The sequence below is a fragment of the Pseudomonas sp. B26(2017) genome, from assembly GCF_002113045.1.
Taxonomy (GTDB): domain Bacteria; phylum Pseudomonadota; class Gammaproteobacteria; order Pseudomonadales; family Pseudomonadaceae; genus Aquipseudomonas.
The window spans coordinates 84,554-98,054 of sequence record NZ_NEJJ01000005.1 but is presented as its reverse complement, the minus strand read 5'-3'; the positions used below and the strand labels follow the sequence as shown (position 1 = coordinate 98,054).

Here is a 13,501-nt window from a genome sequence, read left to right as displayed (position 1 = left end):
TTGAGTTGTGGCGAAGTGCCAGCCCCACTCGGCTGGACTGCCTTCTGTCATTAAGGTAGCTTTGCCGGTTACGCGGGAGCCCAGACACTGTTAAAACTACTGCGCTCGGAAATACTGCGTTGAAAACAGGCTCGGACTGCTCATTTACAACCCGTAAACTCCGCGTCCTCGCCTGTTTCCGCCTTGTCTTTCCTTCGCTCGTTACGTTTTAACAGCGTCTGGCCCAGCTCCTAGACTCAGACTTTTTCCGCGCGCACGCATTGATGGCCATCAAGTGGTCAAGTGAACGACGCGCATCGGTCTGGCCGGGCATCGCCTGCGCTCCAATCATTCATCAGTCACTGACCCAAGGTTCTCCATGGCTCAATACGTCTTCACCATGCATCGGCTGGGCAAAGTTGTTCCGCCGAAGCGGGAAATCCTGAAAAACATTTCGCTGTCTTTCTTCCCCGGCGCCAAGATCGGCGTACTCGGCCTCAACGGTTCGGGTAAATCCACGCTGCTGAAAATCATGGCCGGCGTCGACACCGAGTTCGAAGGCGAAGCGCGCCCGATGCCGGAACTGAACATCGGTTACCTGCCGCAAGAGCCGCAACTGGATCCGACCAAGACCGTACGTGAAGTGGTCGAGGAAGCGGTCAGCGTGATCAAGGATGCGCAAGCGCGTCTGGACGAGGTCTACGCTGCCTACGCCGACCCGGATGCCGACTTCGACAAGCTGGCCGCCGAACAGGCCAAGCTCGAAGCGATCCTGCAGGCCAGCGATGGTCACAACCTGGAGCGTCAACTGGAAGTCGCCGCCGATGCGCTGCGTCTGCCGGCCTGGGACGCCAGGGTCGAGCACCTGTCCGGTGGTGAAAAGCGTCGTGTGGCCCTGTGCCGTCTGCTGCTGTCCGCCCCGGACATGCTGCTGCTCGACGAACCGACCAACCACCTGGATGCCGACTCCGTTGCGTGGCTCGAACACTTCCTGCACGACTTCCCGGGCACTGTGGTCGCGATCACGCACGACCGTTACTTCCTGGACAACGTCGCCGGCTGGATTCTGGAACTCGACCGCGGCGCGGGCATTCCTTACGAGGGCAACTACTCGGGTTGGCTGGAAGCCAAGTCCGAGCGTCTGGCCCAGGAATCCAAGCAGCAATCGGCTCACGAAAAAGCCATGAAGGAAGAACTGGAGTGGGTGCGCAAAGGCGCCAAGGCCCGTCAGTCCAAATCCAAGGCTCGTCTGCAACGCTTCGAAGAAATGCAGTCGCAGGAATTCCAGAAGCGTTCGGAAACCAACGAGATCTACATCCCTGCCGGTCCGCGCCTGGGTGACAAGGTCATCGAATTCAAGAACGTCACCAAGGGCTACGGCGATCGCGTGTTGATCGACAACCTGTCGTTTTCGATGCCTAAAGGCGCCATCGTTGGCGTGATCGGCGGTAACGGTGCCGGTAAGTCGACCCTGTTCCGCATGCTGATGGGCAAGGAAACGCCGGACTCCGGCAGCATCGAGATCGGCGAAACCGTGCAACTGGCCTGCGTGGATCAGAGCCGCGAAGACCTGGACGGCAGCAAGACCGTGTTCCAGCAGATCTCCGACGGTTCCGACCAGATTCGCATCGGCAACTACGAGATCCCGTCGCGTACTTACGTCGGTCGCTTCAACTTCAAGGGCGGCGACCAGCAGAAGTTCGTCAAGGACCTGTCCGGTGGTGAGCGCGGTCGTCTGCACCTGGCGCTGACCCTGAAGGAGGGCGGCAACGTCCTGCTGCTCGACGAACCGTCCAACGACCTCGACGTTGAAACCCTGCGTTCCCTGGAAGAAGCCCTGCTGGACTTCCCGGGCGCCGCCATTGTGATCTCTCACGATCGGTGGTTCCTTGACCGCGTCGCGACTCACATCCTGGCGTACGAAGACGACTCGCAAGCGGTGTTCTTCGAAGGCAACTACACCGAGTACGAAGCCGATCGCAAAAAGCGCCTCGGCGAAGCAGCGGCCCAGCCACACCGGGTACGCCACAAGAAACTGGCCTGATTACAGGTTGGTTGCATGAAAAAGCGGAGCCTTCGGGCTCCGCTTTTTTTTGCCTGCAATGCAGACTGTTTTATAGCGTGTGTACTATTTGTTTTCATAAATGCGACATTTTTGTCTGTTGCTGTGTACATGTCGTTTGTTACAGTCCGGCTCAATCTCCTCCAACGACAACAAATTTGCCGAGACTTTTCCCATGATCGAATCCGTCGAATCCTTCCTCGCCCGTCTGAAAAGACGCGATCCGGATCAACCCGAATTCCACCAGGCTGTCGAAGAAGTCCTGCGCAGCCTGTGGCCGTTTCTCGAAGCCAATCCGCACTATCTGACCTCGGGAATTCTGGAACGCATCTGCGAGCCGGAGCGGGCGGTGGTTTTCCGGGTGTCGTGGGTCGACGATCAAGGCAAGGTCCAGGTCAATCGCGGTTTCCGCATCCAGATGAACAGCGCCATCGGCCCGTACAAGGGCGGCTTGCGTTTCCATCCTTCGGTGAACCTGGGCGTACTGAAATTCCTCGCCTTCGAACAGACCTTCAAGAACTCCCTGACCTCGCTGCCGATGGGTGGTGGCAAGGGCGGTTCGGACTTCGATCCGAAGGGCAAGAGCGACGCCGAGGTCATGCGTTTTTGCCAGGCGTTCATGAGCGAGCTGTATCGCCACATCGGTGCCGACGTGGACGTGCCGGCCGGCGACATCGGTGTCGGTGCGCGGGAGATCGGTTTTCTGTTCGGTCAGTACAAGCGCCTGAGCAATCAGTTCACCAGCGTGCTGACCGGCAAAGGCATGACCTATGGCGGAAGCCTGATTCGCCCTGAAGCCACCGGTTTCGGTTGCGTGTACTTCGCCGAGGAAATGCTCAAGCGCCGCGAGCAAACCGTTGAAGGCAAGCGCGTGGCGATCTCCGGTTCCGGCAACGTTGCGCAGTACGCGGCTCGCAAAGTGATGGATCTGGGCGGCAAAGTGATTTCCCTGTCCGACTCCGAGGGCACGCTGTACTGCGAGGCCGGCCTGAGCGAAGAGCAATGGCTGGCGCTGCTGGAACTGAAGAACGTCAAGCGCGGGCGGATCAGCGAACTGGCTTGCGCCTTCGGCCTGGAGTTCCGTGCCGGTCAGCTGCCATGGTCGCTGCCGTGCGACATCGCGCTGCCTTGCGCCACCCAGAACGAACTCGACGCCGAATCCGCCCGCACATTGTTGCGCAACGGCTGCACCTGCGTGGCCGAGGGCGCGAACATGCCGACCACTCTTGAGGCTGTGGATATCTTTATCGAGGCCGGCATTCTGTTCGCGCCGGGCAAGGCCTCCAATGCCGGCGGCGTGGCGGTCAGTGGGCTGGAGATGTCGCAGAACGCCATGCGCCTGCTGTGGACGGGTGGCGAAGTGGACAGCAAGCTGCACGGGATCATGCAGTCGATCCACCACGCCTGCGTGCATTACGGTGAGGAAAACGGCCGGATCAACTACGTCAAAGGCGCGAACATCGCCGGCTTCGTCAAAGTCGCCGACGCGATGCTCGCCCAGGGCGTGGTTTAAGCAACGGGGTTCACGAGCGCTCGATGCGGATCACTTCAATCAGTTGATCGCCGGCCGGGCGCTGCCACAGCACTTCGTCGTTGAGCCGCGCGCCAAGCAGCGCACGGCCCAGCGGTGAGGCCCAGTTGATCAGGCCGTTGGCCGCATCGGCCTGATCTTCGCCGACCAATTGCACCCGACGCTCGGTGTTGTGTTCGTCGGCGTAGGTCACCCAACTGCCGATCTGCACTTTGTCGGTCGAGGTCGGGACGGGCGCGACCTGTGCGCTGGCGACCCGTTGATTGAAATAACGCAAATCCCGTTCGAGGTCGGCCAGTCGCTGCTTGTCGGCCTGTTCGCTCCTGGCGGCCTCTTCGGCGTGCAGGGTTTGCAGTTCGGCGACTTTGGCCTGCAACTGGGCAAACCCTTGCGGCGTGACGTAATTGGGCTGGGTGCTGACCTGCCGTTCGACCGGCTGATCGGCTTGCGCAGCGGCGTTCTCTTCGTTGACGAAAGCGCGACTCATGATGGGCTCCTGTTGTAGCCGTTGGGCCATGGTCGCAGGCAAAAGGTTTCGCCGGATGTCTGGAAACGACCTACTGCGAACGATAAGCCCGCGCGGCACCCTGATCCTTTTCCTGCTGCCAGGCGCGCTCGCGTTCGTCCCAGTGCTCGTTGCGATACTGTTCGCGATCCTTGTTTTCCAGCATTGCCTGACACTGCCGGAAGCCGTCGCTCCAGCCTTCGGCGTATTGCTTGTCCTTGAGATAACGCGGCACGTTCTTGCGAAACTCGCCGCTGATCGAACCGGCCGCCTGACGACCGCTGATGCAACCGTCATCGAAACCGTCGGCGAACGCCGGTGGATAACCCTTGGCAATCAAATCTTCGTGGGTGCTCTGACAGCCACCCAACAACAGCAACACACCCGCAAAAACCGCACACCGCCACATCACACTCTCCCGGGCCGGTTTTCCGGCTTATGGGGAAAGTCTAGAAGATGATTCGTCGGGCTTTGGTGAAAGGCCTGTAAGTAATTCGTTAACCAGTGGAGATCCCTGTGGGAGCGGGCTTGCCCGCGATGAGGCCATCAGACTCAACATCTCTGTTGACTGATCATTCGCGGGCAAGCCCGCTCCCACAGGTTCAGGGAAATGTTCGGGATCAGTAGTGATACCACTTCACTTCCAGCATCACCTCGGTCTCCGGTGTGGCCAGGTGGCTGAATTCACGCTGGGCACTCAGGCGCAGGCCGAGGTTGCGCGACAACTCCCATTGCTGATTCAGACTCAGGCTACGGCGCACTTCACCATTGAAGAAGTAATCGCCTTTGGCCTCCACGCTGAGATTGCCCAGCGGGTTCTTCCACAACACGCCGGTATTGAAACCGCCTGCGGGAGAAACGAACTCGGCGAAATCATTGTTGTGTTCGACGCGCACGGTGCCGAGGGCGAACCCCAGCACATCGTCACCCAGCGCCCAGGTTCCGCCACCGCCACCGTTGACGTGGCTGACCAGGGTTTCGTCGTCATGCTTGCCCGGCACACGTTCAAGACCCCCGGTGACTTGCCACGACAGCGGCTGCAACAGCGCGTTGCGCGGCGTCAGCGAGCGGATGGTCGCCAGATCCAGTTGCTGGAATTGCCAGTGATTGCCTTCGTACTGGCGCAGCTTCATTTGCAGGATTTCGATCTGCGCGCCGAGGGGGAAACTCTCGGCGTTGTCGTTGAGGTCGTGATAGGCCATGCGCAAGCCGTACTCGCCGAACGCGCGGTCACCGCGAGTGCCGAGACCTGCCTGCCAGGTGCGCGATTCGTGGCCGTCTTCGGGCAGGCCCGGTTGCGGAATTTGCAGCTCCGGCGCCGGGTTCTTGTTGATCGCCCGCAGCAATTCGAAACTGCGCTGCGCCCGCTGCGGATCACGTTCCTGGCCGTTGGCGCGGTAGCGTTCCAGCCGATACGCCGCGTCGATGATCAGCGCTTGGCGATCCCGGGGCAGGGCCTTGAAGGTCGGATCCTGCAATTGCTGTTGATCGGCGCTGACTTTCAGCACCCATTCCTGTTCCTCGCCGCTCAGGGGGGCGGCACGGCTGAGCAGTTCGCGCTCGCGGGACGGACGATATTCAATGTGCTCGACCAGCCCGGCTTCCTTCACCGCTTTGACGGTGTCGGTGGGGATCGCGGTCAGCGGGAATTGTTCGGTCAGGCGCAGACTCGGGCGCGCCACCTGCAACAGTTCGAGCAGGCGATAGGAGCAGTTTTCATCGAAGAAGAAATAGTCGAACTGGATCTGCTTCAATTCCCACACGTGTTCGACCATCCGCGCGGTTTCGACTTGCGTCAGATTGAGCTGGTATTCCCACAGGTCGCGGTTTTCCAGGCTGCGGTATTCCGAGAGTTTTTCCTGGTAGGGCACCAGCGCGAACAGCCCCGGATAACCACCCATCAAGCCTTTCCAGGCGTAAAGAATGCTGTTGTCCGAGCCTTCGATGTAGGCGCCGAAGTTGATCGCGTAGCTGAGCAGCGAGGTCTTGTCGCTTTGCACGTCGGCCTGGTCGATGCGCAGCAGGGTGTGGCCGAACATCGACGACGGGCTGTTGAGGTAGGCCGCCGGGAAAATCATCACCGCGCTGTGGGGCGAGACGTCCTTGAACCACTTCTTGAATTCGGCGCAGTCCGGCGTCGGCAGGTCGGTCAGGTTGAGCTGGTCTTTCAGCCAGCGCGTGCGCGCCGGGTAGACGCACTGGGCGTGTTGCTCACCGAGACTGGCGGGGGCGTACAGCGCTTGTACGGTGGCCGCCAGTTCATGGTCGGGGTGTTTGTTGCCATCGGGGGCGAGGAAGAATTTTTTGTCGCTGACGTAGCTGCGCCAGCCACCGAGTTTGGCGGTTTCGTAATGACCGAGGGAAATCCAGAAACGGTCGTTGGCCAGTTGCTGCAAACGTTGAGGGTCGATGTGGGGCGCGGCGGACAGCGGGGCGCAGACACACAGCGCCAGCCAGGCAAGGCGTTTGAGCATAAATGGCAACTTAAGTCGAAAGAAACAAAGACCCAAGGAGGGCGGGCCGAAAAAATAAAACCCGCTTCCCGAAGGAAGCGGGTGGGTCGAGCTTAAGCCTGAGTCGCGTACTTGGCCAGACGTGGGTCTGCCTTCAGGACGGCCAGGGTGTTGGTATGCACGTCTTCGGCGGTCACGTCAGCCTTGCTGAAGATCTGCTGGAAGTGCTCGTGAGTGACGGCGGCGAAGTGCGCACGGTCTTCCGGCGCCACGCCCAGTACCACGGCATAGGTCGTCAGCGCTTCGCCGTTGCCTTTTGCCATGTCTTCGGACAGCTCGTTCATCATGCCATTCATGGCAAACCAGGATTTGCCGCCGTAGGTCAGCGAAGCGTTGGTGGAGCAACCGTTGGTGCCGGACGTCATGCCGAAGGTGGCGTTGCCGGAGGTGCCGTTGGTGGTGGATGCCAGGAAGTGAGCCGGGGTGCCACGCTGACCTTCGAACAGCATGTTGCCCCAACCGCAATCCGGGCCCCCTGGAGCTTGCGCCATCGCGTTGATGGATACAGCGGTGAAGAGAGTACCGAGAAGAATCCGTTTCATAGCTTTGTTCTCTTTATGTGCATACCAATGGACAGGGTTCTGGCCCCCAAGCTCTGTACGAAACAGATCCAGACGAAGCCAGTGGGCCGGTATTAGTTCCAGCCGCGCAGTTTGGAGTTTAGGCACGTTCCGAGGGTTCCGTGAGTTTTTGCACAATATTTGGAATAAACCCCGGTTTGGCGGGGCCCGAGTGCAGGCAGGCCGGTTGTCTATGCTTTGTGGTGTGGCGCGCCTTGCCAGTGGGGCACGGGCAGCGCCAGAATGCCGCTATCTGCCCCGCCTGATTGTTAAGGAAGCCCGATGCCTGATCCTGTTGCTGCCAGCTTGCGTCTAGCGCCCGAAGCGCTGACCCGTCCGTTTTCCGCTGAACAGTTCAGCTTCACTACCACCAATGATCTGGAGCCCTTTCGCGGTGTGCTTGGCCAGGAACGTGCGGTCGAAGCCTTGCAGTTCGGTGTGGCCATGCCACGCCCCGGTTACAACGTATTCGTCATGGGCGAGCCCGGCACCGGCCGTTTCTCGTTCGTCAAACGCTACCTGAAAGCCGAAGGCAAACGCCTGCAGACCCCGGCGGACTGGGTCTACGTCAACAATTTCGATGAGCCGCGCGAACCTCGCGCCCTGGAGTTGCCGTCCGGCAGCGCCGCTGCGTTCATCGGCGATATCAACGGCCTGATCGACAACCTGCTGGCGACCTTTCCTGCGGTTTTCGAGCACCCGTCCTACCAGCAGAAGAAGAGCGCCATCGATCGCGCCTTCAACCAGCGCTACGACAAGGCACTGGACGTCATCGAGCGCCTGGCCCTGGAAAAAGACGTCGCCCTGTATCGCGACAGCAGCAACATCGCTTTCACCCCGATGCTCGAAGGCAAGGCGCTGGATGAAGCTGAATTCGCCCAGTTGCCGGAAGCCGAGCGCGAACGCTTTCACGACGATATTTCCAGCCTTGAAGAGCGTCTGAACGAAGAACTCGCCAGCCTGCCGCAATGGAAGCGCGAGTCGAACAACCAGCTGCGTCAGCTCAACGAAGAAACCATCACCCTGGCCTTGCAGCCCTTGCTCGCACCGCTGTCGGAAAAGTACGCGGAAAACGCTGCCGTCTGTGGTTACCTGCAAGCGATGCAGGTGTATCTGCTGAAAACCGTGGTCGAGCAACTGGTCGATGACAGCAAGACCGACGCGGTCGCGCGCAAGCTGCTGGAAGAGCAATACGCGCCGAGTCTGGTGGTCGGTCATCCGGCCAGCGGCGGTGCGCCGGTGGTGTTCGAACCGCATCCGACCTACGAAAACCTGTTCGGTCGCATCGAATACACCACCGATCAGGGCGCGCTCTACACCACCTATCGCCAGTTGCGTCCGGGTGCGTTGCACCGCGCCAATGGCGGTTTCCTGATCCTTGAAGCAGAAAAAATGCTCGGCGAGCCGTTCGTATGGGATGCGCTCAAGCGCGCCCTGCAATCGCGCAAGCTGAAGATGGAGTCGCCGCTGGGCGAAATGGGCCGTTTCGCCACCATGACGCTCAACCCGCAGCACATTCCGTTGCAGGTCAAAGTGATCATCATCGGTGCGCGCCAGCTGTATTACACGCTGCAAGACCTCGATCCGGATTTCCAGGAGATGTTCCGCGTTCTGGTGGACTTCGACGAAGACATCCCGATGGTCGACGAAAGCCTGGAGCAGTTCGCCCAGTTGCTGAAAACCCGTACTTCGGAAGAAGGCATGGCGCCGCTGACCGCCGACGCGGTGGCGCGTCTGGCGACCTACAGTGCGCGCCTGGCCGAGCATCAGGGGCGTTTGTCGGCGCGGATCGGCGATCTGTTCCAGCTGGTCAGCGAGGCGGATTTCATCCGGCATCTGGCCAACGATGAAATGACCGACGCCGGCCACATCGAGCGTGCGCTCAAGGCCAAGGCCACCCGCACCGGTCGTGTCTCGGCGCGGATTCTCGACGACATGCTGGCGGGGATCATTCTGATCGACACCGACGGCGCGGCGGTCGGCAAATGCAACGGTTTGACCGTGCTTGAAGTCGGCGACTCGGCGTTCGGTGTGCCGGCGCGGATTTCCGCCACGGTGTACCCGGGCGGCAGCGGCATCGTCGACATCGAGCGCGAGGTCAACCTCGGTCAGCCGATCCACTCCAAGGGCGTGATGATTCTCACCGGGTATCTGGGCAGCCGTTATGCACAGGAATTCCCGCTGGCGATTTCCGCGAGCATCGCGCTGGAGCAATCCTACGGCTACGTCGATGGCGACAGTGCGTCGCTGGGCGAGGCGTGCACGCTGATTTCGGCGTTGTCGAAAACCCCGCTCAAGCAGTGCTTCGCGATCACCGGGTCGATCAACCAGTTCGGTGAGGTGCAGGCGGTGGGCGGGGTCAACGAGAAGATCGAAGGCTTCTTCCGTCTCTGCGAAGCGCGCGGTTTGACGGGCGAGCAGGGTGCGATCATTCCGCAGGCCAACGTCGCCACGCTGATGCTCGACGAGAAGGTGTTGGCGGCGGTGCGTGCCGGGCAGTTCCACGTTTACGCGGTGCGTCAGGCCGATGAAGCGTTGAGCCTGCTGGTGGGCGAGCCGGCCGGTGAGCCGAACGAGGAAGGCGAATTCCCCGAAGGCAGCGTCAATGCGCGGGTGGTGGAGCGCCTGCGAGTGATTGCCGAGATGATCAGCGAAGACGATCTGAAAGAGGCCGAGAAGGAACTGGCGCAGGAGGCGCTGGCGGAGGCAAAACCGGCCTGATCTCGTTACTGTTGTTCCCTGCGGGAGCGAGCTTGCTCGCGAAGGCGTCCTGCCAGTCTACGAATACGTTGCCTGATAAAACGCTTTCGCGAGCAAGCTCGCTCCCACATTTGTTTTGGATGAGTTTCGAGCAAAAGTGCCATCACTCTGGCGTCAATATTCACACAATGACCATTCGGCGCCTTCTGGTTCTGTGCGGCTTGCGCGCCGGACTTTTCTTCTATTCTCTGCTCAAGGACATCGACAGTATCACTGGATCGAAACAGCTCTTCAGCAAGGGCTGAACACCGGCTTTACCGAGGGTCGCCGCCATGTCGCGCAACCTCTGCCTCACCCGTCAATGCCTGGGTCTTGTGACCCGTATCGAATGCGCCATCAAGCCGTTGGCCGGCGATAACGGCATGTGGACGCTGCTCTTCGCCGCCGGCATGGCCGGTGAACAACCTTCCGCCATCAAGGCTCAGGGCCCGTTTCACGGGCCGATCGCCGCCGAGTCGATTCTCGACACCATCGTTGAAAGCCTGACGATGCACGGCTATGAACTGGCCAATGATCCACAGATCTGGTCGTTGCATCTGCAGGCGCAGTTGCGACAGATCAATGGTGGACGCGGACGCAGCATCGGCACTTTCGACCATTAGCGTCGATCAACGGTGCCGATCAGGGCGCTGCGCCCTGGGTCTGCGCTTTGTCGAGTTTGACCTCGAAGCCGTATTGCACGGTGGTGAGGTCGGTTCGCTGGTAGGTTTCCACGTGCGTCGGATGGCCGTAGAAATAATGCACGCCGAATAACGCCGGCCCTTCCGCGCTCGCGTCGTGACTGACCGACAGAATCTGCTTCAGGTAATGACCGCTGTCGTCCTTGACGAAGAATCGCCATTCGTTGGCGGGGAATCGCTTCAAATCCACCACCAAGGCGTTGTTCCTGATTTCCAGACCTTTGGGCAGGGCCTTGGCTTCATAAGCCTTTTTGTCCACTGTGGCCAGGAACAACGGCATCGAGCCGACGGCAATCGCCGGGGTTTCCGGGAACAGATTCAGGTCGTAGGTGATGGTCGCCTGTAGCGGATCGACCTGGTATGCCTCGGGCGGCAGTTCGATGGGCTCGTCGAGTTTGCCGTTGTGTTTTTCAGTGAAAAACGTCACCGGGCTTTCGCCGGGGCTGAAGTCGTCGCCGAGCATTTCATCATTGAAGGTTTTGCGGTGGTCGAACTCGATGCGCGCGGCGCTTGGTTCTTCGACCGATTGGCGGATATGAACGCCGCTTTTCAGCTGTTCTTCTGTCAGGGATGCACCCTTGAGCCAGTCGGGCGCCTGGTCGTCGTAGACGGTGATCGGCAGGTCGAGCGGCTGCACGGTTTTTTCCGTGGTGTGCGGATCGAACTCGCGCACGGGCAGATCCAGCGCCTTGCGGGTGACGGTCGCTTCGGAAAAATCCAGCAGGCTGACTTCAAGGGTGTCGATCGGGCCGTTGAAGTACACCTTGTTGTAGTGGCGCGGGTGCTGTTGCTCAAAGGCCCGTTGTTCATCGTCCAGTTTTTTTTCCAGCGCCTCGCTCCAGGCTTTCTGCTGTTGCAGATAAGCCAGCTGCTTTTGGTAGAACGCCACCTGTTCGGGGTTTTCGTTGATGGCGCCGGCACGCACCAGATACTGGCCCGTCGAGTCGCGGGCCTGGACGATCAACGGATTGAGCCGGGTGTTGGCGACTTCCGGGGCGAGCGGCAACTGGTTGCTGAACTCCAGTTCGGCGTAGTGCGTGTCCAGTTTCAGCAAGGTCACGCTGAGGTTGCCGTCGGAGCGGGTCTGGCCGACGTCCTTTTTATCCAGATTGAAACTGTGCAGGCGTTTCGGGGCGATGACTTCTACCTGGCCTTGCAGGCTGACCGGGCGCGGCAGATTCTTCTTGTCGACATTCAACCCTTCGATAAACGGGTAGGTAACGGTCAGGTCATCGGGATTGGTGACGTTGGAGCTGGACGGGCTCAGCTGAATGCCAGGATCGGTTTCCGACCATTCAGGCTGATAGGCAATGACCCGTTTGTTGCTCAGGGTTACCGATTGCCATTCCACGCCATGGGGGAACAGAAAGCCGCCGGGGATGTTGAGCACGAAAGGGAACACCGGTTGCAGATCGGTGAGGTAATCGGAGCTGGAATCCTTGTGCAACACAAACAGGCCATTGATGAACGTGTCGACCAGTGCCTGGGGTGTCGGGTAGTGCCGGAGTACGCCGAGGGCGTCTTCGCCGTATTCGGTCCGGGGCGGTTTGTTGTCGAGCTTCTGTTGTGCGCGTTCGAGCAGCAACAGCGAACCGCCGAGTTCGGTCACGGCGTCCTTGAGTTTCGGATCGGTGATGGCGTCCAGCGATTGCTCGAACTGGGCGGTCTTTTCTTCAAGGCTGACGGCATGCTTTTCATCGCCGGGCGAACATCCGCCAAGCCACAGGGCGAAGCAAATTCCGGCAGTCGTTATCGGCAATCGCACATCCATTTTCCAGTCGTCCTGTCCACTGTCGCTGGGCTGTCAATGGTTTGGACACTAGCAGAAAAACTTTGACACACACACGCAGGTGGCGGATTTCCGGGCGGTTTCTGGCTGTCATGGGCGGCTGGTATACTCGCCGCCGATTTCAACCCTTCTTGTGTGAGAGTCAATGGAACGCTTTATCGAAAATGCAATGTACGCCACGCGCTGGCTGCTGGCGCCGATCTACATCGGGCTGTCCCTCGGGCTGCTGGCGCTGGCATTGAAATTCTTCCAGGAAGTGTTTCATGTCATTCCCAACGTTTTCTCCATGGCCGAGTCCGAGCTGATTCTGGTGCTGCTGTCGTTGATCGACATGGCGCTGGTCGGCGGCTTGCTGGTGATGGTGATGATTTCCGGCTACGAGAACTTCGTGTCCGAACTGAACATCGATGAAGGCAAAGAGAAGCTCAGCTGGCTGGGCACCATGGACTCCTCGTCGCTGAAGATGAAAGTGGCGGCGTCGATCGTGGCAATCTCCTCGATCCACCTGCTGCGGATCTTCATGGACGCCAAGAACGTCGATCCCGAGCACCTGATGTGGTACGTGATCATCCACATGACCTTCGTGGTCTCGGCGTTTGCCATGGGTTACCTGGACAAGCTCACCAAGCACTGATGAGCTGACGATTGCTGTAACAAAACCGCCCGTTTGTTGCGAAACAGACGGGCGGTGTCGTTTGTGGCTTGTGCTTTGTGGCGCCGAGGCATATCCCTGTAGGTCTCAAGGCTCGCCACCGCATGAGGTGCGTTCATGAACCTGCAAGAGTTGAATGCGTTTGCCGTCGCCAGAAAGGTCGACGAACTGAATCTGATCTCCATGGAAGGCGGAATCTATCTGCTCGAAGCCCGGATGCATGGCGCGGCGTACCCGCTGAGCGATGCACAGGGGAAAATGCTGACGCTGCGTTCGGTCGAGCATGCCCGGGATGTGCTGCATGACTTGCCGGTGCTGCCGTTCAACCTGGTGCACACCTCGGTGCACGATGAAATGTGCGGTCTTGGCGCCAGTGCCGAAGAAAGCCTGAAGGTGCCGCTGGCCTGGCGATCCGCGCTGTAGGCCCTGGGGCCTGATCAATGCCGGAACATCTGTGCTAGTCTGCTCGC

11 protein-coding genes are annotated in these 13,501 nt (G+C 59.9%); 6 read left to right on the top strand and 5 right to left on the bottom strand.

What is annotated here, in order from left to right; genetic code table 11:
* The first annotated feature begins 358 nt into the window (after positions 1-358).
* Together ettA and gdhA are read left to right on the top strand one after the other, a co-directional pair.
* Positions 359-2,023 carry an energy-dependent translational throttle protein EttA gene (ettA, locus tag CAF79_RS09170; protein WP_085697543.1) on the top strand — a complete coding sequence of 555 codons (1,665 nt, stop codon included), beginning with the start codon at positions 359-361 and terminating at the stop codon, positions 2,021-2,023.
* Positions 2,024-2,216: 193 nt separating this feature from the next.
* Complete coding sequence (gdhA, locus tag CAF79_RS09165) at positions 2,217-3,554, top strand: NADP-specific glutamate dehydrogenase (protein WP_085697542.1); 1,338 nt, start codon at positions 2,217-2,219, stop codon at positions 3,552-3,554.
* Between the two features lie 10 nt (positions 3,555-3,564).
* Here the strand turns inward: gdhA and CAF79_RS09160 are convergent, their stop codons facing one another.
* The 4 genes from CAF79_RS09160 to CAF79_RS09145 form a co-directional block, all read right to left on the bottom strand.
* Entirely contained in the window at positions 3,565-4,059 is a 495-nt protein-coding gene (locus CAF79_RS09160; RefSeq protein ID WP_085697541.1) for a GreA/GreB family elongation factor, read from the bottom strand.
* A 70-nt stretch (positions 4,060-4,129) separates the two neighbouring features.
* The gene (locus CAF79_RS09155) at positions 4,130-4,486 is read right to left on the bottom strand and encodes a hypothetical protein (protein WP_007950973.1); all 357 of its coding nucleotides are present in this window, start codon (positions 4,484-4,486) and stop codon (positions 4,130-4,132) included.
* Between the two features lie 211 nt (positions 4,487-4,697).
* Positions 4,698-6,551, bottom strand: coding sequence for a DUF4105 domain-containing protein (locus CAF79_RS09150; protein ID WP_085697540.1), 1,854 nt, complete (start codon positions 6,549-6,551; stop codon positions 4,698-4,700).
* Positions 6,552-6,643: 92 nt separating this feature from the next.
* Positions 6,644-7,132, bottom strand: coding sequence for a DUF3015 domain-containing protein (locus tag CAF79_RS09145; RefSeq protein WP_007950971.1), 489 nt, complete (start codon positions 7,130-7,132; stop codon positions 6,644-6,646).
* Between the two features lie 300 nt (positions 7,133-7,432).
* Here CAF79_RS09145 and CAF79_RS09140 point away from each other — a divergent pair, with 300 nt between their 5' ends.
* Positions 7,433-9,871 carry a Lon protease family protein gene (locus CAF79_RS09140; protein WP_085697539.1) on the top strand — a complete coding sequence of 813 codons (2,439 nt, stop codon included), beginning with the start codon at positions 7,433-7,435 and terminating at the stop codon, positions 9,869-9,871.
* A gap of 311 nt (positions 9,872-10,182) precedes the next feature.
* Positions 10,183-10,512, top strand: a complete 330-nt coding sequence (locus CAF79_RS09135; protein ID WP_007950969.1) for a hypothetical protein — start codon at positions 10,183-10,185, stop codon at positions 10,510-10,512.
* A 19-nt stretch (positions 10,513-10,531) separates the two neighbouring features.
* On the opposite strand, the gene CAF79_RS09130 is transcribed toward CAF79_RS09135, so the two are convergent.
* Positions 10,532-12,361 carry a hypothetical protein gene (locus CAF79_RS09130; RefSeq protein WP_085697538.1) on the bottom strand — a complete coding sequence of 610 codons (1,830 nt, stop codon included), beginning with the start codon at positions 12,359-12,361 and terminating at the stop codon, positions 10,532-10,534.
* A gap of 163 nt (positions 12,362-12,524) precedes the next feature.
* Here CAF79_RS09130 and CAF79_RS09125 point away from each other — a divergent pair, with 163 nt between their 5' ends.
* Together CAF79_RS09125 and CAF79_RS09120 are read left to right on the top strand one after the other, a co-directional pair.
* Complete coding sequence (locus CAF79_RS09125; RefSeq protein WP_085689720.1) at positions 12,525-13,013, top strand: TIGR00645 family protein; 489 nt, start codon at positions 12,525-12,527, stop codon at positions 13,011-13,013.
* 135 nt (positions 13,014-13,148) lie between these two features.
* The gene (locus CAF79_RS09120; RefSeq protein ID WP_085689722.1) at positions 13,149-13,454 is read left to right on the top strand and encodes a DUF6482 family protein; all 306 of its coding nucleotides are present in this window, start codon (positions 13,149-13,151) and stop codon (positions 13,452-13,454) included.
* Positions 13,455-13,501 lie beyond the last annotated feature (47 nt).